The sequence below is a fragment of the Actinomycetota bacterium genome (assembly GCA_014360645.1).
GTDB lineage: Bacteria > Actinomycetota > Geothermincolia > Geothermincolales > RBG-13-55-18 > Solincola_B.
This window is the reverse complement of sequence record JACIXD010000002.1, coordinates 1-20977: the sequence shown is the minus strand read 5'-3', so window position 1 is coordinate 20977 and position 20977 is coordinate 1. Positions and strand designations below refer to the sequence as shown.

The following is a 20977-nucleotide window of genomic DNA, read 5'->3' as shown; positions in this document are numbered from 1 at the left end:
TGGAAGATGATCGACTTTGAACTCTCGCCGCGCATCAAGGCCACCCGGAACATGATCCACATGTTCGCGGAGAGCGCCGTCAGGCCCCTCGCGCGCCAGTACGACGAGCAAGAACACGAGAAGCCCTGGGACCTCCTCAACATGGTGCAGAAGGTCATGGGCGGCGGGATTGCCGGCGCCTTCGGCACCGAGAAGAAAGAGGACAAGGGAGAAGGTGAGGGAGAACCCAAGGAGAAGAAACCCAAGGAGACCAACCTGGCGGGAGCGGTGACCGTGGAGGAGATCTTCTGGGGCGACGCCGGCATAGCCCTCTCCTTCCCGGGTCCGGGGCTGGGCGGCGCCGCGGTGCAGGCCAGCGGCACGCCGGAGCAGAAGGAGAAGTTCCTGGCTCGCTTCACGGGGGACAAGCCGGTCTGGGGAGCCATGGCCATCACCGAGCCCGAGGCGGGTTCCGACACCGCCAACATCAAGACCACCGCCGTCCTGGACGGGGATGAGTGGGTGCTCAATGGGGAGAAGATCTTCGTCACCTCGGGAAAGAGCGCCCTGGAGGACTCCGAGGGCTTCGTGGTGGTCTGGGCCACCGTGGACAAGAGCGCGGGGCGCGCGGGGATCAAGCCCTTCATCGTGGAGCACGGAACCCCGGGCATGCAGATCACCAAGATCGAGGACAAGATGGGCATCCGCTGCTCGGACACCGTCTCCATCTCCTTCATGGACTGTCGCATCCCCAAAGAGAACATCCTGGGCAGCCCGGAGGTGGTGGACAAGACCAAGACCGAGGGCTTCAAGAAGGTCATGGCCACCTTCGACGCCACCCGGCCTCTGGTGGCGGCCATGGCCATCGGGGTGGGGCAGGCAGCCCTCGATTTCCTGCGCGAATACCTCACCGAGGAAGGGGTGGAGCTGCGCTACGGCATCAACCCCCACCGCATGACCTCCCTGGAGAGGGACATCATGCAGATGGAGGCGGATCTCAAGGCCGCACGCCTGCTCACCTGGAGGGCCCTGTGGATGCTGGACAACGGTCTTCGCAATGACCTCCAGGCCTCCATGGCCAAGGCCAAGGCCGGACTGGCGGTCACCCGCATCACCCAAAAGGCGGTGGAGATCATGGGGCCGCTGGGGTATTCCCGCGAGCTCCTGCTCGAGAAGTGGATGCGCGATTCCAAGATCAACGACATCTTCGAGGGCACCGGGCAGATCCAGCTGCTGGTGACCGCCAGGCGAGTGCTGGGCTTCACCCGCGAACAGCTCAAGTGATCTGCGGCCAACCCGGTATCGAGGGGCGCCTCCGCGGAGGAGGCGCCCTTTTATATGTGCGCTCCCCTGGTCGCATGATCCGATCAGGGGGGCTTTCGACCTTCGGCGGCGAAGAGGCGCGAGGTGTCCACCCGCGCCGGCGGAAGCGGTTAAGGGCGGACGCGACCCCTCGCTGTAAGCATACGCCTTACGGACCAGAAACTGATAGAATAGGGGCGGCGTTGGATGGTGGCGATGACGGTGCCGTATGCAGGTGGATGCGATACCTTGTGGGAGGGAGCGCGGTCATGGCCTCGACCAGGAGCACATCTCCCACTTCTGCGGCGTAGAGAAACGGGCAAGGGAGGAGCGACCTGGAAAAAAGAGGATCGGAGGCGGGCGGCGCGGGCCGCCCCAGGGGAAGAAGATGGCTGCGGGGCAGCGGACTCTCTCGTCTGAGCCCCGTGATCTCCATTTGCCGGGAATGCGGCGTGCCCCTCGCGGTGGCCGCCAGCCATCGCTGGGAGGAGCAGGGGCGCATCATGAGCCGAGACGGGGCGCAGCGGCTGATCATCGTGGAGCGCAAGATCATCAACGGCGTCATCGCCAGGGTGGGGGAGAAGATGGGGCGGGAGTTCGAGCGCACCATCACCTACGCCAAGGCCTTCGACGCCTGGCAGTACGTGCGCTCGCTCATGACGGGATGGAAGAAACTGATGATATCCTCCATCCGCTACAGAAAGCCGTTTTACGAGCTCCTGTGCGATCAGGCGCGCATCCTGGGCATGGCCGACGCCGTTCTCAGGGAATATTCCAGGGGAGGGGAGCGCGTGATCTCCTGCACCCAGTGTTACAACCGGCATCTGTTCGCAGGCGACATCCTGGGCGCCTACTACGCCGTGGAGGAGAAGGAGGGGGAGATCGACGTCCGAGAGGACGGCGGAGAGACCGTCTTCACGGTCAGGGCCACGGGGAATGAGCGCTGCGAGGAGATCGAGAGGTACACGTTCTCGTGGGAAGTGCCCCTGCCCGGCTACATCAGCTACAAGCGCTGCGAGAGCTGCGGCACCCCGTTCCCGGTCAGTTTTCTGTCCTGGGATACCGCCGCCGGCCTCATGGTGGACACCTTCAACGGCGAGCCGGTAACCCTCATAGACGTCGCGGGCATAAACGCCGCCTACCTGGAGGCGCGCTCCCGGTTCGGGAGCTGGGTGGACGATTTCCTGGCCACGGAGGTCAAGGAGATGGTGGATACCCTTCTTCCGGGGCTGGAGTGGAAGAGGAGGCGCCCCGAAGAGCGGGTGAGGGACCTCTTCTTCCTGGCCTACAGGGGCATGGGCAATCCCATCTTCACCGAGCCCACCGGCGACGGGATGCGCGCCCGGGTGGAGAACCCCTTCAACTACCCCATGGTGGCGGGCATCACCACTTCCTTTCTCGCCCGCGGAAGGCCGGTGTCCTTCGAGTGGGAGAGGTCCATGCCGGGGCGGCTGGAGGTCACTCTGCATTTTCTGTGAGGGGTCTTCCGCCCCATCCCGTGTGTCCGGAGCTTCCCCGTGCTCAGCGGCGCGGGAGATCGCCCCATTCCTCCTGCAGGCGGCCCAGGAGCTCACGCACCTCGCCGCGCAGCTCCGACTTACGCGACTCCTCCTTCATGCGGCGCCTGGTCTTGAATCCGGGGTCGTGGAAGACGCGGCGGATGAGCTCCCCGGCGTCTTCGCCGCAGAACTCGGGGGTGAGGAAAAGCGCCTGCCGGCTCTCCTCGCCGTCCCGGTGCCATTTCTCGACCGCGATGCCGTGGTAGCGGCAGAGCAGGTTCTTGGCCTTGATGAGCTCGAAGTCGTCTATGGGCAGCTCGTCCAGGATATCCTCGTCGTACAGGTGACCCCGCTCGAGGATCAGGCAGGCGATCTTCTCCGCCAGTTCGTTCACGTCCAAGCCGCAACACCCCTTCGACTGAGTCTCGACCTTAAACTATATCGGAAGGGCGCGCCGCCTGTTTTAGCCGTTCTCGCCAGTGGGCAAGGTTCTTACCATCAGACGGGCGCGGTCCGCCTCGCCGGTTCCCACGCGGGGGGGTGGGGCCCACCGCCGGCCCGCCTGGCCGGAGCGGCCCCGATACTCGAGAAGCAGCCATATGGGAAGGGCGCGCCGCCTGTTTTAGCCCTTCTCGCCAGTGGGCACGGTTCTTACCATCAGACGGGCGCGGTCCGCCTCGCCGGTTCCCACGCGGGGGGGTGGGGCCCACCGCCGGCCCGCCTGGCCGGAGCGGCCTCGAGTCACGTGTGGAGAGGGTAGAAGCGGAAAACACAGAGAGCGCCGGACGCCGGAGCCCGGCGGTACAGCACCGCGGCCCGAGGCTGTATAGGGACGAGCGCTCCGTTTGCGGATTAGACGGAAAAGAAAAGGGGGGATGCCGCGGGCCTCACGTGGAAGGACTTGACTCCTGACCGGGGATCCAGCACGACCCGGTTTCGGCCCACGAAGGGGATTGTCGCTGCTGGGCCGGCGTCGAGGGCAGGGGCCTAACGTTGCGTAGAGAGGTTGGTGATGAAGGACCTGCTCCCCGTCTCCTCGCGTAGGTACTCGTCGAAGTCCTCCTCGCTGACCTCCACGCCCGAGTGCAGGAAAAGGGTATAGAGGTAATAGCTCATATAGGTCCATTCCCGCTGCAGGTCCTGCATCAACTTGTCTCGCTTGCTCTTCACGGGGATGAGGCGCTCGCCCTCGTACTCCAGGTCGTTGATCTTGCGGCGCAGGTCGCGGCAGGTGCGGATGGCGTCGCGGGTCTCGTACTCCAGGTCCGTTTTGCTCATATAGTTGATGTTGCGTATCCATGGAGGGATGGCCTCCGAGGCCTCGCCGTGCTTGGAGAGGTTGTAGTAGGAGGCGAGCTTCCTCAATATCTCTTCCGGCACCTCTTTCATGCTATCCCCTCCTGGAGGTTGCGGTTTATCTTCACGTGGGAAGGGTCCAGGGTGAGGATCTTGCGCGCCTGCTGCGGATAGCGCGCGATGAAGAGCAGCTCGTCCTCGACCAGCGGCTTCTGGGTGGAGACGTTGGCGTATCTCACCAGTTCGAGGATATCCCTGGCCTCTTCGTCGGACTGGAACTCCACCTCCAGCTTCTCGTAGACGTTGCGAAAACCCTTGATGCCCGAGTACTCGCCGAGGGTGATGTTGCGTCCGGTCTCGATGATCTCCGGTTCTCCCCGTCCCAGCTCCTCGTAGTCGTAAAGCTCGTAGTTGCGCCGGCTCTTCAGGGCCCCGTCGGCATGGATGCCGGATTCGTGGGCGAAGGCGTTGTCGCCCACGCCGGGCTGGTTGATGGGGATGGGGACGCCGAAGGCATAGGAGGCGTATTTCGCCGTCTTCCAGGCGGCCATGAGGTTGATGGAGTCGTCCAGCACGTCCTCGCCGTCGAAAAGGGACGATTTCTTGATGGCCAGGATCACGGAGACCAGGTCGGCGTTTCCGGCCCGCTCCCCCATGCCGTTGATGGTGGTGTTGATAAAGGCGTTCACCCCGCCGTCCAGCGCCCCCCTGGCGCCGCAGACCGAACAGGCCACGGCCATGCCCAGGTCGTTGTGGCAGTGCAGCTCGATGTCGATGCCCGACTCCTCGGCCAGCAACCTGATACGGTCGTAGATGGTGAAGGGGTCGTTGAAGCCCAGGGTGTCGCAGTAACGGAGGCGCACCGCTCCGTGCTCCCTTGCAGCCTGCGCGAAGGCGATGAGGTGCTGGTCGGAGGTGCGGGAGGCGTCCTCGGCGTTCACGCCCACGTCCACGAAGCCGAGATCGGCGGCGGCGTCCAGGGCATCGCACATCATGCGCACCACGTCCTCGAAGCCGTAGCGGCCGTTCCACTTTCCCCGGATCATCTGGTCGCTGGTGGAGATGGATACGTTGATATGTTTCAGCTCGGGGACCAGCTCACGCGCCAGGGCCACGTCTTCGGGTATGGCGCGCACCCACCCCGAAAGGCGGGTGTGGTGGATGGCCCCCATCTCAACCAGCTCCAGGTTGGCCCGCAGGTAATTTACCTCGTGGCGCGTTGTGGGGAAGCCGAACTCGCTCTGCCATATCCCCATCTCGTCCAGGAGCATGTTGATGATAGTCTTCTCCAGCTTGGCCAGCCCCAGGCGGGAGGTCTGGACTCCGTCCCGGTTGGTCACGTCCACGATATATATCTTTTTGTTGTCCCCGGAGCCTCCGGCTGCGCCGGTTCCGGGCGTTCCGGATCGAGACATCTATACCCTCCGGATCTCAGGCGTCTTTCTCGTCGAGGTCCTTGACGGCTCTGTAAAGTATATCAAAGAGGTCTCCTATCTGCTCCCGCTCCAGGCAGGAGTAGGCGATGCGCAGGTCGCTCTCCCCGATGGAAATGGTCCCTACGCCGTAGGCGTCCAGGAGATGCCGGCGCAGCCTCTCCGCGTCGGTGCGCAGCAGCCGCAGGCACATGAAGTAACCGGCATTGAAGGGGTATGGGATGAAGGCATCGGCGTAGCGCGGGCTTTCCGCCACTCTCTTGATCTCCAGGTAGCGCTCGCGGAGCAGCTCGAATTTCTCCTTCTTCTCCTCCCGGTAGCCAGGCGACCGGAATCCGCGGATGAGCAGGGACTGGGATGGAGTGGAGCTCTTGGATATGGTGCCCCGGATGAGCCCTCCCACCTTGCTCTCCAGGGCCTCGTAGACGGATTCGTGGTCTCCTCCTCCCGCGATGGAGAAGGAGATGAAGCCGAGTCGAAAGCCCCATACGTAGTCCTCCTTGGTGGGGCCGTCGACCTTGACGGCGGTGACGCGCGGGTGGGACTCGGCCAGCAGGGAAAAGAGGGACTGTTTGTAGGCACGGTCATCGTAGAACAGGCCCGTGTAGGCGTCGTCCACACAGGCGGCTATGTTGGCGCCCGCCTCTGCGGCCTCCCAGACGGCCTCGGCGAGGGCCCGGGCCTCATCGGGATATGGGGAGTATCCCGTGGGGTTGTTGGGGAAGTTGAAGAGCACCAGCACCTTGCTGCGGTCCCGGAAGCGCAACAGGGTCTCCCGGAAGGCCTCGACGTGCAGTCCGCCTTCCGGCGAGAAGAACGGGTAGGTGCGGATATCGGCTCCCCGCCGCACCCCGAAGACCATGCGGTAGTTGCCCCACATCTTGTCGGGCAGGAGGAGGACGTCTCCCGCGTCGCAGAAGAGGTCGGCGAAGATGCTCAGGCCGTGGGTGAGGCCGTTGGTGACGATGGGCAGGGAGAAGCTCGTCGAGGAGAGGTCGGGGTTGAGCTCCACCTGGTGCTCGCGCCAGAGCTTGCGCAACTCCATCTTGCCCGTGGTGGGGGCGTAGGGAAAGGTCTCCTCGGGCTTCAGCCGCTTGACATATTTGCGCAGGCTGCGCAGGTACAGTGGCTTGCCGTCCTGGGTGGCGATGCCTATAGTGGCGTTATAGCGGTAGGCGGATATCTTGGCCTCCGCGGTCTGGGTCAGGATGCCGCGGGGGAAATAGAGCTCCCGTCCCAGGGCGGAAAGCGCCTGGTAGGTCGCGGGAGCGTTCTCGCGGATGATCTCGTTGAGCTCTATGGCCAGCGGATCGATGGTCAACACCTCCCGTGATGGTGCGCACAGATACCCGTCTCTCAAGCCGCGCGTAACGGCAGAGACGGCGCGGCTCCTTACCGTATTGTTAAAACATTATAAAGGAAGCGCATGGGGGCGTATATAACGATGAAGCACACGGCAACAAGAGTCCGATCTCGGCGGAGGTGTCGACCCGAGGGAGGGTCGGCGGCGGGGCGGATATGCAGACAGGACGTTATATATAAAGCTGTCCTTACTCCTTGAGTGGGGTAGACGCCGCACATCCGTCCCGTGCGCCTGCTGCCAAGCGGACGTGGGGTCAAACCGATCACGCCTCATCTTGACGGGGTGCCCGGGGGATTTTCCGTAGCCTCTCAGGACCTGCCCAACCTGATCCTGGCGATATCCCAGGCGTAGTCATAGAGGTGCATGCCCTTGGAGAGGGCGATGGTCTCACCGGGCTCCACCCCGATCTCCTCCGCCATGTATTCCTTGAGGAGCTGGATGCCCGCGAGGTTGCTGGGGAATCCCGCCCAGAGGTCCCAGGAGCGGAAATAGACCACGAAATGCAGCTTGCGCTCCTCGGGGAAGATGCGGGTGTCTATCTGCCGCAGGCACGGCGGGTCCTCGAGGTAGATGGCATCCGGGTCGCACACCGCCATACACGCCTGGTTGGTGCCGAATCCCTCCTCGCGGTAGATGCGGATCACCTCGGCTATCTGGTGCTCTAGGTACATGCCGTAGGTGTAATCCTCGTTGTCCGCCTTGGAGGTGGAGGAACACAGCTTCTCCAGGTATTCGTGCACGTATTCCATGTCCGTGGGAGGCGGGAGGCCGATCCCCGGCGGTATGTCCGGGATGAGAGGGCGGGTCTCCGGATACCTTATCCTCACCACCACGAAGTCGTATTCCTTGCGGTGGCTGCCCTTGAAACTCCCGCGGTCGATACGGTACTCCCGCCCTTTCTCGAAGATGTTGTACACGCACTGGAACCACGCGTCCGGCAGATCCCTGGCCTCTATATAGGTCACGTCCATGGCGCCTCCCGGCTGATATCTCTTCTCTTTACCTGATTTCCACCCGACCGTCGTTTATCCTTCGCCGAAGAGCATCATAGCATCCCGGCATGACATGAGCGGCTCACGCGGGGCGGCCGGAGCGGGCTCGCCTTCTGGTAGAATATCACCGGGCGTAGGCGGGGCGAGGCGTGGGCGAGGGAAGGAGCGGAGAGGAAGATGGGCGAGGCGCGGCTGGTATGCGGATGCGACGTGGGCTCCACCACTGGGAAGGCCCTGCTCATGTGTGGAGGTGAGGTGCTGGGATATTCCATCGTGCCCTGCGCGGTGAGGCCGGAGGTCACGGCGCGAACGGCGCTGGAAGAGGCGCTCGAGAACGCCGGCCTGGAAAAGGACGTGGAGCCCGCCTATATCGTGGGCACGGGTTACGGCCGGGTGCGCATCCCTTTTGCATCCGAGAACGTCTCGGAGATTACCTGCCACGGACTGGGGGCCTTCCACCTCAACCCCGCGGACCGCACCCTCATCGACATCGGAGGACAGGACTGCAAGGTGATCCGCCTCAGCCCCGCCGGAAAGGTGGTGGACTTCGCCATGAACGACAAGTGTGCCGCGGGGACAGGGAGATTCTTCGAGGCCATGGCGAGGGTGCTGGAGCTGTCGCTGGAGGAGCTGTCAGAGCTCTCCCTGCGCTCCGCCAGCCCGGCGCGGATAACCAGCCAGTGCAGCGTATTCGCGGAGTCGGAGGTCATCACCCTCCTCAATGAAGGGGTGGACATCGCGGACATCGCCGCGGGGATAAACGAGGCCATAGCCGCACGGCTAGCCTCCCTGGCGCGCAAGGTGGGGCTGGAGGAGGAGGTCACTGTGTCGGGGGGTTGCGCGAAGAACCGTGGGCTTGTCGCGGCCTTGGAGGAGAAGTTAGGGATGGAGGTTAAGGGCCTGGGCGTGGACCCGCAGGTTATCGGGGCACTGGGAGCGGCGCTGATCGCGGAACGCCGCCTCGCCGAGGGGGACGCGACCTGAGCGCCGAGGCGGGAGAGCCGTAACAAGGCCGGAAAGGGGAAAAGGGCGCAAGGCGGGCGACGCGCGGTCGGCTCCCGGGATGGAGCGAGGGCTGTCGGAGGCGTTCCGGATGAGGGGAGCGGGGCCGGTTTTACGGTTGCGTGCGAGCTTTTGCGCGTCGACGGGCGTGGTGTGAGGGGTGTGCAGGCGCGGCCGGCGGCGTCGGGAGTTCTCGGGTTTCGGGGGTGCGTCATGGTCGGGGAGGAGAAGAGAGAGAAGAGAGGAAGGGACGAGGACCGCTACCGCGAGAAGATCAAGGAGCTCGAGCTGGTATGGAAGCTGAACGAGGAGATCGTCTCCTTTACCAGCCTGCCGGAGTTCCTGCAGAGGATCCTGGAGGGGGCGGTGGAGGTAATGGGGGCCACCTCGGGATCCATCATGCTCATCGACCCGCCGAGAGGTGACACCCTGAGGATAAAGGCCTCCTTCGGCCTGCGCCGCGAGGTGGTGGAGAAGGCGGAGCGCAGGGTGGGGGAGGGCATCGCGGGGCTGGTGGCGGAGAGGCGCGAGGGCATGCTCCTTCTGGACGACCTCCTGGACCCCCGCCTGCGTACGCGGCGCAAGGTGACGGATGCCCTGAGCGTGCCCATCGTAGAGGAAGGAGAGCTCCTCGGGGTCCTCAACCTCAACACGCGCAGGGACCGCGCGTTCGACGAGCTGGACCTCTTTCTCCTGAACGCCCTCACCCGGCTCATCGCCTCGGCCATAGCGCGGGGCAGGCGCATCGAGGCGGCACGTCTGGAGCTGAGGGACCTGGAGACGGAGGCCGCGGCGCTCCTGGAGGAGATAGAGGGCCTGCAGGCAAGGCTTGATGAGCGCCGCCGCCAGTACCAGAGGGTGCGTATGAAGATCGACGACCTCGGCCGCCTGCTCTCGGACCTCTCCCGTCCCGTGGGCTGATGCAAGCGGAGGAGGACGCAGGGGAGAGGCGGCCGCGAAGGCGGAAAGGGGCTGGAGATGGAGGGAGAATATCTGCTGGCGCTGTACACCAGCCCGCGCAGAAACGGCAACACCTCACTGCTTCTGGACGCCCTTTCGGAGGGGGCAGGGGAGGCGGGACTGGAGGTAAGGGCCTTCCGCGTGGCGGACATGGACCTGCGCCCCTGTCGGGCGTGCAATGCCTGCTTCAGGGACGGCGAGTGCGTGCAGAAAGACGACATGCAGGAGATCTATCCCCACCTGCTGGGAGCCGAAGCGGTGGCCATGGCCGCGCCCATCTTCTCCATGAACATCTGCGCGCAGGCCAAGGCCCTCATAGACCGCTGCCAGCGCTTCTGGTCCGCCCGCTACGTCCTGGGACGGGAGCTGGTGGAGCCTGAGCGTGCGGCGTTGAGGAGGGGTTTCTTCCTCTCCTGCTGCGGAAGGGACAAACCGCAGACCTTCGATTGCACGCGACCGGTGATGGCCTATTTCTTCTACATGATCCGCGTGGGCGATTGGACCTCCCTCACCTTCGCGGGCGTTGACGAGGCGGGGAGGATAAGGGAGGTGGAGGGAGCGCTCGAGGGAGCCCGCGAGCTCGGACGCTCGCTGCGCCCGCGTTCCTGACCCCTCCGGCCGCGCCACGCCTGGCCGGACGGCGGGAATCTCGAGTCAAGCCCGCGTCGGCCGTCTATGGAGATGAAGGGAGAGGAAGAGAGGATGAAGGAGGGGCGCGCCCGCCGTGATGGGGGGACCGGCGCGCTCGGGGCCGGGCCCTGGAAAGGGGCGAGGGCCGTCCCGCCGTACTCCCGTACCGCCGCTCTGTACGACGCCATGGTGGGGCGTTTCGCCTTCGATATGTGGAGAGAGAATTTCGAGAGGCTCTGCCGCCTCTTTCCCATCGACGCCTCTCTCACCGCGGACGTGGCCTGCGGTACCGGGCTGGCGGCGCGCTACCTGGCGCAGCGCGGCGCCGAGGTGCTGGCGTGCGATATCGAGCCCCGGATGCTGAGAGCCGCGTCGGCGGGACATGAAGGGGTGAGGTTCTTCAGGCAGGATATGAGAAGGCTGTGCCTGCCCCGGCGCGTCACCCTGCTGATCTGCGCCACCGACGCCCTCAACCACCTCCTTGAGGAGGAGGACCTGTCCATGACCCTGGGCGCGTTCCGGGACGCCCTCGTGGAGGGAGGTCACGCCCTCTTCGACCTCAACACGTTATGGCAGTTGCGCGAGGGATGCGACAGCGAGACATGGTGTTTCGAGGTGGAAGGAAATGCCATGCGCTGGACGAGCCGGTGGGACGAGGCCGACGCCATCGCGACCCTGTGGATGGAGTGCGAAGGGGAGGACGGCGGCCGCGTGGTGGAGGTGCACCGCGAAAGGGGATATGAGGAGGGGTTCGTGGTGCGGGAGGCGCTCCGCCGCGGCTTCCGCGGGGTGGAGGCCTATGACGCGCGGGGGCTGGGAAGGCCGTCGCTCCGCACGCGCAGGCTGCAGTTCGTGGCCTGGAGGTGACGGGAAAGCGCCGTTGACCGCGGCGAACGATGATGATAATCTAACGCTGTTCGGATAATCGCCGCCGCCCCGGGAAACACCGGTCTCCGGGGCTCCGCTCGTGCATCGGGGGCGGGTATGGCGGCGGTGCACAGGGGAAGGCGTGAAAGACGGTAGTACATGAGGCTGGAGGAGGGGTTTCCATGGCATTGATGAACGGCGGCGAAGTGCTGGTCAGGGCTCTGCTCAAGGAGGGAGTGCGCTGGGTCTTCGGCATCCCGGGAGGGCAGTTGTGCACTTTCACGGACGCCATCGCCCGGGTGGGGCGCCCCAACGGCATGGAGTTCGTCATGACCCACCACGAGGCGGTGGCGGCGCACATGGCGGACGCGGTCTCGCGCACCTCGGACATGGTGGGGGTGTGCACGGGCACCGTGGGTCCCGGGGCGGTTAACCTGGTCACCGGCGTTTACACCGCCTACAACGACAGCATACCCATGGTGGTCATCACCCCGCAGATCCATTCCAACCGCTCCTATCCCTTCAAGGGGTCGCAGCAGCAGCTGGACCAGATAAACCTCTTCCGACCCATAACCAAGTGGAACGCTCTGGTGAACCGCTTCGACCGCATCGCGGAGATGGTGCAGTGGGCCTTCCGCGAAGCGGTCAGCGGGCGGCCGGGCCCGGTACACCTCGACATCAACGTGGACGTGCTCTTCGCCAACGGCGAGGTGGACGAGGACACGTTCCTGCCTCCCGAGAGGTACCGCACCATGGTGAAGCCCTGCGGTGACCCGGAGGCGGTGGACCGGGCGGTGGAGATGCTGTTGGCGGCGGAGAAGCCCCTCATCCACGCCGGAGGGGGAGTGATGCGCTCCAAGGCCTGGGACGAGGTGAGGGAGCTTGCGGAATATCTCCAGATTCCCGTCACCACCAGCGTTTCCGGGCGCGGTACCCTGCCCGAGGACCACCCCTTGCTCTTCCTGCCCAAGGGCATGGGGGCCATCATGGCGGAATCCTCCTCCGATGTGGTGCTGAACGTCGGATGCACCATGTCCGAGCTCGATTTCTGGGGCAAGCCGAATATGTGGGGCGACCCCGCGGTGCAGAAGTTCATCTACGTGGACATCGACCCCCGGGTGATCGGGCTCAACCGCCAGTTCGACCTGGGCATCGTGGGGGACGCCAGGATGGTCCTGCGCCAGATCATCGCCAGGGTCAAGGAGTCAACCCCCCCGGTAGAGGGGAGGGACTTTCTGGCGGCATACCGCGAGATGGAGGAGCAGGCCCTCAAGGCATATGAGGAGATGGCTCGCTCGGACGCCAGGCCCATCCATCCCCTGCGCCTCATCAGCGAGGCGGTGGAGTTCCTGGGGCGCGACGGCATCATGGTCATGGACGGCGGCAACACCGCGCTGTGGGTGAACATAGCCGGCAGGGTCTACCATCCCCGTTCCTATCTCTTCGCCGAGGGCACGGGGCAGCTGGGAGTGGGGCTGCCCTTCGCCATGGGCGCCAAGATGGCCAACCCCGAACGCCCCGTTTACGTGCTCCACGGGGACGGCTCGTTCATGATCAACTGCCAGGACATCGAGACCGCCGTACGCCTCAAGCTGCCCATCATCGACATCGTCTCCAACGACAGCGCTTGGGGGATGATCAAGGGGGCGCAGCATGCCGCCTTCGGACAGAGATACTGCGGGGTGGAGTTCGGGGAGACGCGCCTGGACAAGCTGGCGGAGTCCATGGGAGCGCGCGGCATCCGGGTGGAGAGCCCGGACGAGATCAGGCCGGCACTGGAGGAGGCGGCGGCCTCGGAAGTGATGACGGTGATCGACGCCCAGGTGGACCGCGAGGCCAACCTTGACGTGCCGGTCCTCTTCAGCATGATCGTGGACCTCTGGCTCCAGGGCTGCGACACCCCCTACTGCGAAACATAGAAACGGTATCGGCGGAATGCATCGCGAAAGCGATAGCGCCGCAGGCGCTACGGTGTCCAGTGCCTGGCTAGGTGGGGTGTCATCCTTTATCGCGCGAGAGCCTGCATCGCGAAAGCGATAGCGCCGCAGGCGCTACGGTGTCCAGTGCCTGGCTAGGTGGGGTGTCATCCTTTATCGCGCGAGAGCCTGCATCGCGAAAGCGATAGCGCCGCAGGCGCTACGGTGTCCAGTGCCTGGCTAGGTGGGGTGTCATCCTTTATCGCGCGAGAGCCTGCATCGCGTAAGCGATAGCGCCGCAGGCGCTACGGTGTCCAGCGCCTGGCTAGGTGGGGTGTCATCCTTTATCGCGCGAGAGCCTGCATCGCGTAAGCGATAGCGCCGCAGGCGCTACGGTGTCCAGCGCCTGGCTAGGTGGGGTGTCATCCTTTATCGCGCGAGAGCCTGCATCGCGAAAGCGATAGCGCCGCAGGCGCTACGGTGTCCAGCGCCTGGCTAGGTGGGGTGTCATCCTTTATCGCGCGAGAGCCTGCATCGCGAAAGCGATAGCGCCGCAGGCGCTACGGTGTCCAGCGCCTGGACGGAGCGCAGCGAGGTCCAGGCCTGGCACGCATACGCCCGCACATACGCCTACCCCCGCACATACAAAATGTCCCATGTCCGGGGCTGACCCCATTACTCTGCAATATCTTCCCAGTCCGCGGGGAGCAGCTCCCGGATCTTCTCCCGGATGATGCCGGTGATCACCGGGAGAACCTTGTGTGGGCGCCCCTCGAGCCTGGGGACGCGGAAGGGCCTGCCGATGTTGATGTGGTAGTCCTCTCCCTTGTCCTCGGTGATGCCCACCGGCAGCACCTGCACCCCGGTCTTCCAGGCGAAATAGGCGGCGCCGTGGGTGAAGGGATGCAGGGCGGTGTCGTCGTGGCGTGTGCCCTCGGGAAAGATGCCCACGCAGTCCCCTTTCTCCAGGTAGGTCATGGTACGCCTGATGGCATCCGGCCCGGGGCGCTCGCGGTCCACGGGATACGCGAAGAAGATGCGCACCATGAGGCACTCGAAGAGGCTGTTGCGGGGGTCGAAGGCCTCCCGCTTGGCCATGAAGCGTACCGGCCTCTTCAGGGCGAGGTTGATGGCCACGGCGTCCTTGCGGCTGTTGTGGTTGGCGACCACCAGGAGGGGCTCCCGGCGCGGCACGTTCTCGTACCCCGAGACGCGAAAGTGGTAGAACATGGCGACCACCCGGAATATGGGCCACCCGATCAGAAACCGGATCATCAATCCCCCCACCTCCTCGCCTCTGCCGTTCACCGCATTTTCCGGCGCCCCGCATCCTTACACGGGGGCGTTTAGACCTCGCCGGTCATAGATGATAATATCAGTGGGAAGAGGGTGTGGCTACGGACGATCTCCCGTGGCGGGCCGGCACGGGCGGGCACTCACGGTATCCCCGCTTCGAGAAGTGGAGCGCGCACCCCGTGAAGATAAGGGAGCGATCCCGTTGGTGAAGCACAAGGCCTTTTTCTATAGTTACGGAGAGGTGCCGGGGCTGGGGATCCTCGCCTCCAACCGGCAGGAGGGATGGCAGCGCCTCAACCTCTACGGTTTCGGGGTGGACGTGGACAACCTCCAGAAGGCCATCGAGGTCGCCTGCGAGGCGGACCTCACGGCCAGGGGGAGGCTGGCCGCCCGTCCAGCGCAGTCGAGGGTGGTCATCGCCGGGGGGGTGGTCTTCAAGGGATTGACCTGCCTGGCGGGGGAGGGGGTATCCGCCGCCGATCTGCTCTCGGACCTCGAAAAGGGGCTCCCCCCCTTCCATGCCCTGGAAAGCGGCGAGATGGCCAGGACGGAGGAGATCTCGCCGATGCGCGTTTACTGCTTCGCCTACCAGGGCAAGGTGATCGGGGTGTCCAGGGTGGTGTTTTTCGAATACGCGACCCAGGTCTCCCTGGTGGGCGTGTACCGGGACCAGGACCGCAACCTGCTTGACGAGCTGTATGCGGGGCTTTCGTCCCTGCAGCGTTACCTGACCATACCCAATCCCCTGCGTACCGAGGACCGGGACCAGAGGGTAGAGGTGAACATGTTCATGATCCGGCATCCCGTAAAGGAGGAGCTGCAGGGGGATTTCGTGCAGGCCCTCATCGGGATCCCGGGCCTGGTCTTCTACGACTTCCTCTGATCTCCGCCGATGGCATCCGCCGCTCTTTCAGAGGTCCCTTCCCACCGCCTGCGCCACCTTTCGGACTCTGTTCATGAGGCCGGTGAAGGTCTCGAAGTCCAAAGACTGCGGCCCGTCGCACAGGGCGGCGTTGGGGTTGGGATGGATCTCCACCAGCAGGCCGTCCGCGCCCGCCGCCACCGCGGCCAGGGACATGGCGGGCACGAGGTTGGCGATACCCGCGGAGTGGCTGGGATCGACCACCACCGGCAGGTGGGAGAGTCTCTTGAGGGCGGCCACCGCCGAGAGGTCGAGGGTGTTGCGCGTATAGGTCTCGAAGGTGCTGATGCCACGCTCGCAGAGGATGATGTTGCGGTTCCCCTCCTTGATGATGTATTCGGCGGCGAGGAGGAGGTCCTCGATCTTGGCGCTGGGGCCGCGCTTGAGGAGCACGGGATGTCCGCTGCGCCCGATCTCCGTGAGCAGCACGAAGTTCTGCATGTTTCGTGCTCCCACCTGGATGATGTCCGTGTATTCGCAGAAGAGGTCGATCATGCGGGGGTCGGTCAGCTCGGTGACCACCGGCAGCCCCGTCTCCTCGCGGGCCTCGGCCAGGTAACGCAGCCCCTCCTCTCCCAGGCCTTGGAAGCTGTAGGGGGAGGTGCGCGGCTTGAAGGCGCCTCCCCGCAGTACCGCGCCCCCCGCCATCTTGACCAGGCGGGCGGCGTTGAGGATCTGTTCCCTGCTCTCCACCGCGCAAGGCCCCGCCATGACCGCGATCCTCTCCCCCCCTATTCTCGCCCCGCGCACCTCGATCACCGTGTCCTGGGGGTGGGTCTCGCGGGAGGCGAACTTGTACGGCTTGAGGATGGGGATGATCTGCTCCACGCCGGGGTATCCGGCCATGGTCTCGACCACCTTGGTCTTGTCGTCCCCGATGACCCCGATCACCGTCTTCTGCACCCCGTAGATGGGGTGGGTCTTGAGGCCGAACTCCTCGATCTTGCGCAACACCGCGTCTATCTGCTCGCGGGTCGCGTCCCGGGACATGACCACGATCATGACGTTACCTCGCTTTCAGGGTAAGGAAAAATTAGCACCGGCCGTTGGGGGTGTCAAACGGCGTTGGCGATGAGATCAACCGCCGCCCCGGAGCAGCTCGATGAGGGTGCTCACCAGGTCGGTCTCGGTGATGATCCCCACCAGCCTGCCGGCTTCCACCACCGGAAGTCCCCCGATCTTCCTCTCCAGGATGATGCGAGCCGCCTCTTCCAGGGGGGTGTCGGGGGTGACGGTTACCGGGTCGGGGGTCATTATGCCGCGCACCTGGATGCGGTCGAGGACGTATTCCACGTAGCGGCGTTCCTGCACCACGGCGGAGCTCATGTCCGCCTGCCTCACGTCGCGGTCGGTGACTATGCCCACCAGACGTCCCTCCTCCACCACGGGCAGGCGGCGCAGTCCGTTCTCTCGCATCACCCTGCGGGCTTCCCTCAGGGTATCGTCGGGCGAGAGGAAGATGGGGTCCCCGCTCATGCGCTCCCTGACCAGCATATCCCCGCTCCTTTCCGCGCAGGTGGCGATATCTTATCAGTATACCCAACCGGGAAAGGTGCACACCTCGGCGGGCTGGCCAACGGGACGGTACATCTCCACGTCCTTCCAGGGCTCTCCCAGTATGCCGTCGTGTATGGCCCAGCTCCTTCCGCGCACCGTCTTCTCGGCGCCGGGCATGCGGAAGGGGGTGCTGCCGTCCAGCCTGAGGAAGAGCTCCCCGCCGGGTTGAAAGCCCCGGTTGATGTCCTCCATCTTCTTCCTGCCGCGGATATAGTTGAAGCCGTACTTCTCGAAGATGACGGCGTCGTGATAGGCCAGGGGCTCCGCCACCAGCATGTCCTGGCCCATGGCGGAGAGGAACTCGAGGACCAGGGGCATGAAATCGCGCAGCACGTGCAGGCCTCGCCTGACCTGGCCGGGGGCCAGCCCCGCCTGCATGGCGCGCACCTCCTCCTCGAGGTTACGCCTCGCGGTGCCGAACTTGGTGCGCCGCCCGGAATCGTCGATGTCGGTGTTGAACCTCGGCGACCTGGGGTCGTTGACGATGAGGAAGGTTATCTCCACCTTGAAGAACGGCGTGTCCGCGATCTCCAGGAAGAAGATGCAGTCGCGGTCCTCGGGATGCTCGCGCACCTCCACGATGGCAAAACCTGCCTGCCGCGGCGACACGAGGTTCAGGACCTTCTCCCTTTCACGGTTCAGAAAGGTGCGGCGGTTGATGTGGAAGAGCTCGAAGATCTTTTCCGGGATGAGGAGGGAATAGACCTGTTCCTTGGTCTCGGAGTCCAGCTGGTTGAGGGAATGGATGTTGTGGTGCGGCGAATCGCCCACCAGCCTCTTGAGCTCCTCCTCGACCATACGAGTCCTGGTGCTGCGCATAAATACTCCGTTCCGTCTCGCAGGTCAACCACGGGTCCGCAGATGACAATGAACCCTGCATGACCATTATAGACAATACCGCAAGCCGTGGCACCGCCCCCGTCATGCCGACTCCGCGTCAGGCACCCGTGGGGCAATGGTGGAAGGGTGTTTCGCGTCGTCGATGCGAGTTTTCGCGGCCGCGCGGAACTTGCTCCCCGGGAAAGCATGGTGGAAAATCATTTGGAGGCATGGGAAACGCGTGAAGGCTACTGCATCCGCGGGGCATGAAGGGCGGGGTTGGTTGAACGAGGAAGCGACGAGGGAAAAGGTTTACGATACGCCGCAGGGCCGGGTGAAGATAGTCGCCAAGGCCGAGCCCGAGCTCATCGCCTCCCTCCGGCTGGATGAGGGGATGGGCATCTTCGCGGCCCCCCATTACCCTCCCTCCAGGGAGAAAAAGGCGCTGGAGCGTATCGCCGCCAACCCTGAGAGCAACGTCATCCTCGCCTACACCGAGGACGGAAGGATCGTGGGATTCGTGGCCGTGGCCCCTCCCAGCCAGGCGGAGAGATGGGGCAGGCTGGCAGGACAGGGCCTTATCGAGGCCATGGCCATAGAGGTCAGCAGGGGATGGAGGGGTCTGGGCATCGCTGACAAGATGATGGAGGCGGGGATGGGCGACCCCTTTTTCGACGATAAGATCGTGATCTGCACCGGCTACTCCTGGCACTGGGACCTGGAGAACAGCGGGCTGAGCAAGGAGGAATACCGCCGCATGCTCCTGAGGTACCTGGAGAAAGCGGGCTTTCTCTATTACGAGACCGACGAGCCCAACGTCAACCTGGACGCCGCCAACTTCTTCACCGCGCGCGTGGGCCCCAGAGTGGGGGCGGACCTCTACGAGCGTTTCGAGCAGCTGCTCTTCCAGGAGCAGGCCTGGGCCGACTTCCGCGGGCGCCCGCGCACCATCGCCGATGTTCTGGGGGGTAGCGGGGGGAGAGGGAGCAGGGGGGACGAAGAGGCCCGGGAGTGAGGGGAGGGCGGCACGAGACGGGCTGGAGCCGTTGGGCGACGGAGGCCCTTGGATGCCAGCTCCGCTGAAGGAGAGCGAACCCGCGGTTCATGCGCTCCCGAAAAGGGATCTCGTGCTATACTTTTTTATGCCTGCCGGTTGAGGGCAAATGGTTGAGGATGAGAGATGCGATACCGCGGCGTGGTGATCCGGCCACCCAGCGAGGCCGGGAGCTATATCCTGCAGATCACCTACGGGTGTTCCCATAACGCCTGCACGTTTTGTCCCACCTACAAGGGGACGAGGTTCTCCGTGCGTGATCTGGAGGAGGTGCGCGAGGACATAACGGCGGCGTCGAGGCTGATGCCCCACACGCGGAGGGTGTTCCTCGCCGACGGCAACGCTTTATGCCTTCCCGCCCCCCACCTGGAAGAGGTCCTGGGACTGCTGCGCGCCGCTTTTCCCGCCCTGGAGAGGGTGGGCATCTACGCCAACGGAGCCGACATCAACGCCAAGTCCGAGGACGAGCTCGCCCGCCTTTCACGCCTGGGTCTGGGGATGGTCTACCTCGGCTTGGAGAGCGGCGACGACGAGGTTCTGCGCAGGGTGCGCAAGAAGGACAGCAGCGGGGAGATGGTGGAGGCGGCGCTCAAGGCGAAGGGATGCGGGATGAAGGTCTCGGTGATCGTCCTCCTCGGCCTGGGAGGCAGGGAGGGCTCGCGGCGCCATGCCCTGGAGAGCGCGCGCGCGGTGTCCCTGATGAACCCGGACTACCTCAGCGCCCTCACCCTCATGGTGGTCCCTGGGACCCCTCTCCACCGGGAGATGATGAGGGGCGAGTTCGAGCTCCCGGACCAGCAGGAGCTCCTGGACGAGCTGGCCACCCTGGTGTCCGCCAGCGAGCTGGACGGCTGCGTGTTCCGGAGCAATCACGCCTCCAACTACCTGGCCCTCAGGGGGGTGTTGAGCCGGGACAGGGAAGGGATCCTGGCGGCCATCGATGAGGCGAGGCGCAGGCCGGAGCTCCTGCGCCCGGAATACATGCGGGGCCTGTGAGGAGGGAAAAAGCGCGGGGACGCGGAGATGAAGAAATTTCTGGAAGCCGCGCTCAAGGTGGCGGCAAGAGGGAACGATATTAATAGCGAGGTCATCGCACAAAAGCGGAGCTCGCAAAGATGAAGACGATAGCATACATCGAGGATGACCCGGACATGATAGACCTCGTGTCCATCATCCTCCAGAAGCACGGCTACCGGGTGACCGGCTTCACGGAGAGCCGGGGCATCATACCGCGACTGGAATCTGAGAAACCCGAGCTCATCCTCTTGGACCTCATGATGCCCCACGTCGACGGGCTGGAGGTCTATCGCGAGCTTAAAGGCAACCCCGACATGGAGGGCGTGCCGGTGATCATCATCTCGGCCATGAAGAGGGCGGTGGAGGAGATCGAGAGAGAGGGAAAGATAAAGGTGGCCGCGTGCCTGGTCAAACCCTTCACCATAGGAGAACTCCTGGACGCCGTGAACCGCGTCATGGGCGAGAGCCAGAATCCCCACCCCCGATGATGAAAAAAGCGAGACCGCCGAGCCGCCCCGCATAATGACTGTACGAGGCCCGTTGCTTGGAGGAAAGATTCTACGCCAGAAACCATTCGCTGACGCACATGAGGATCAATAGAAAAAACGATTATGACGCCTGCTCAGTAACACGCCAAATTTTGGTGTTTCAGCCCGTGATGCAACCTCATGTCGGGTCAAGCCCCAGAACGTCTTCAAAACGCTCTTGGAACTCCCTTATCGATTGTTTTCCATTAACAATATAATCAATCCCCTGAGGGAGCAATCCCATTTGTGGATTCCCACATTTATGCCTTGCCGGCGTCATCCCTTCATGAGCTGACGGACTAATTGTTATAGGAAATATCGCTGTCCTGTCCGTCTTCTCTTGAGGGAGATCGGAGCCGGAGACCGCCGTCCGCAAGAGCTCTCTCCGGAGGGGTTTGTCTCCCGTGTGAGCCCGACGGGGTGTTAGGAAAAATTGAAAAGTAGACACTTTAAAATTCAAAAGTGGACCCTGGGAAACTCTCCCAATGGATAGACTATCGATTTGACCATCTTATCCTTCCACCATATCCTGATCTCCATGGCGCC

The 20977-nt window shown here is 64.1% G+C and carries 20 protein-coding genes; 11 read left to right on the top strand and 9 right to left on the bottom strand.

Annotated features, from left to right (window positions below; genetic code table 11):
• The first annotated feature begins 6 nt into the window (after positions 1-6).
• Both H5T74_01555 and H5T74_01550 read left to right on the top strand, forming a co-directional pair.
• Complete coding sequence (locus H5T74_01555) at positions 7-1263, top strand: acyl-CoA dehydrogenase family protein (GenBank protein MBC7229062.1); 1257 nt, start codon at positions 7-9, stop codon at positions 1261-1263.
• Between the two features lie 470 nt (positions 1264-1733).
• Positions 1734-2759, top strand: a complete 1026-nt coding sequence (locus H5T74_01550; GenBank protein ID MBC7229061.1) for a hypothetical protein — start codon at positions 1734-1736, stop codon at positions 2757-2759.
• Positions 2760-2802: 43 nt separating this feature from the next.
• Here H5T74_01550 and H5T74_01545 read toward each other — a convergent pair whose 3' ends face one another.
• The 5 genes from H5T74_01545 to H5T74_01525 all read right to left on the bottom strand — a co-directional run bounded on the left by H5T74_01545 (position 2803) and on the right by H5T74_01525 (position 7843).
• Positions 2803-3180 carry a hypothetical protein gene (locus H5T74_01545; GenBank protein MBC7229060.1) on the bottom strand — a complete coding sequence of 126 codons (378 nt, stop codon included), beginning with the start codon at positions 3178-3180 and terminating at the stop codon, positions 2803-2805.
• 587 nt (positions 3181-3767) lie between these two features.
• A complete protein-coding gene (locus tag H5T74_01540) occupies positions 3768-4169 on the bottom strand; it encodes a hypothetical protein (GenBank protein MBC7229059.1) in 402 nt (133 codons plus the stop codon).
• Positions 4166-5491 (bottom strand): homocitrate synthase, encoded by a 1326-nt coding sequence (locus H5T74_01535; GenBank protein ID MBC7229058.1) that lies wholly within the window; start codon positions 5489-5491, stop codon positions 4166-4168. Before H5T74_01535 ends, H5T74_01540 begins: the two co-directional genes overlap by 4 nt.
• Before the next feature lie 16 nt (positions 5492-5507).
• Positions 5508-6824, bottom strand: coding sequence for an aminotransferase class I/II-fold pyridoxal phosphate-dependent enzyme (locus H5T74_01530; protein ID MBC7229057.1), 1317 nt, complete (start codon positions 6822-6824; stop codon positions 5508-5510).
• 356 nt (positions 6825-7180) lie between these two features.
• Positions 7181-7843: a thymidylate synthase gene (locus H5T74_01525; GenBank protein ID MBC7229056.1), complete on the bottom strand. Its 663-nt coding sequence runs from the start codon at positions 7841-7843 to the stop codon at positions 7181-7183.
• A gap of 198 nt (positions 7844-8041) precedes the next feature.
• Between H5T74_01525 and H5T74_01520 the strand changes: the two genes are divergently transcribed.
• The 5 genes from H5T74_01520 (at position 8042) to H5T74_01500 (ending at position 13242) form a co-directional block, all read left to right on the top strand.
• Entirely contained in the window at positions 8042-8848 is an 807-nt protein-coding gene (locus tag H5T74_01520) for a CoA activase (GenBank protein MBC7229055.1), read from the top strand.
• Positions 8849-9079: 231 nt separating this feature from the next.
• On the top strand, positions 9080-9787 hold the full coding sequence (locus tag H5T74_01515) for a GAF domain-containing protein (protein ID MBC7229054.1): 708 nt from the start codon (positions 9080-9082) through the stop codon (positions 9785-9787).
• A gap of 57 nt (positions 9788-9844) precedes the next feature.
• On the top strand, positions 9845-10435 hold the full coding sequence (locus H5T74_01510) for a flavodoxin family protein (GenBank protein MBC7229053.1): 591 nt from the start codon (positions 9845-9847) through the stop codon (positions 10433-10435).
• Positions 10436-10507: 72 nt separating this feature from the next.
• Positions 10508-11323, top strand: a complete 816-nt coding sequence (locus H5T74_01505) for a class I SAM-dependent methyltransferase (GenBank protein ID MBC7229052.1) — start codon at positions 10508-10510, stop codon at positions 11321-11323.
• A 182-nt stretch (positions 11324-11505) separates the two neighbouring features.
• A complete protein-coding gene (locus tag H5T74_01500; GenBank protein MBC7229051.1) occupies positions 11506-13242 on the top strand; it encodes a thiamine pyrophosphate-binding protein in 1737 nt (578 codons plus the stop codon).
• Between the two features lie 672 nt (positions 13243-13914).
• On the opposite strand, the gene H5T74_01495 is transcribed toward H5T74_01500, so the two are convergent.
• Positions 13915-14514: a 1-acyl-sn-glycerol-3-phosphate acyltransferase gene (locus tag H5T74_01495; protein ID MBC7229050.1), complete on the bottom strand. Its 600-nt coding sequence runs from the start codon at positions 14512-14514 to the stop codon at positions 13915-13917.
• A 223-nt stretch (positions 14515-14737) separates the two neighbouring features.
• Here H5T74_01495 and H5T74_01490 point away from each other — a divergent pair, with 223 nt between their 5' ends.
• Positions 14738-15418 (top strand): hypothetical protein, encoded by a 681-nt coding sequence (locus H5T74_01490; GenBank protein MBC7229049.1) that lies wholly within the window; start codon positions 14738-14740, stop codon positions 15416-15418.
• Positions 15419-15445: 27 nt separating this feature from the next.
• Here the strand turns inward: H5T74_01490 and aroF are convergent, their stop codons facing one another.
• The 3 genes from aroF to H5T74_01475 all read right to left on the bottom strand — a co-directional run bounded on the left by aroF (position 15446) and on the right by H5T74_01475 (position 17833).
• A complete protein-coding gene (gene aroF / locus H5T74_01485; protein ID MBC7229048.1) occupies positions 15446-16459 on the bottom strand; it encodes a 3-deoxy-7-phosphoheptulonate synthase in 1014 nt (337 codons plus the stop codon).
• A 75-nt stretch (positions 16460-16534) separates the two neighbouring features.
• Positions 16535-16951 (bottom strand): CBS domain-containing protein, encoded by a 417-nt coding sequence (locus tag H5T74_01480; GenBank protein MBC7229047.1) that lies wholly within the window; start codon positions 16949-16951, stop codon positions 16535-16537.
• A 36-nt stretch (positions 16952-16987) separates the two neighbouring features.
• Positions 16988-17833, bottom strand: a complete 846-nt coding sequence (locus H5T74_01475) for a hypothetical protein (GenBank protein ID MBC7229046.1) — start codon at positions 17831-17833, stop codon at positions 16988-16990.
• 283 nt (positions 17834-18116) lie between these two features.
• On the opposite strand from H5T74_01475, the gene H5T74_01470 reads away from it, so the two are divergent.
• The 3 genes from H5T74_01470 to H5T74_01460 all read left to right on the top strand — a co-directional run bounded on the left by H5T74_01470 (position 18117) and on the right by H5T74_01460 (position 20392).
• Positions 18117-18848: a GNAT family N-acetyltransferase gene (locus H5T74_01470; GenBank protein ID MBC7229045.1), complete on the top strand. Its 732-nt coding sequence runs from the start codon at positions 18117-18119 to the stop codon at positions 18846-18848.
• 165 nt (positions 18849-19013) lie between these two features.
• The gene (locus tag H5T74_01465) at positions 19014-19883 is read left to right on the top strand and encodes a radical SAM protein (protein MBC7229044.1); all 870 of its coding nucleotides are present in this window, start codon (positions 19014-19016) and stop codon (positions 19881-19883) included.
• A gap of 119 nt (positions 19884-20002) precedes the next feature.
• Positions 20003-20392 carry a response regulator gene (locus H5T74_01460; protein MBC7229043.1) on the top strand — a complete coding sequence of 130 codons (390 nt, stop codon included), beginning with the start codon at positions 20003-20005 and terminating at the stop codon, positions 20390-20392.
• Positions 20393-20977 lie beyond the last annotated feature (585 nt).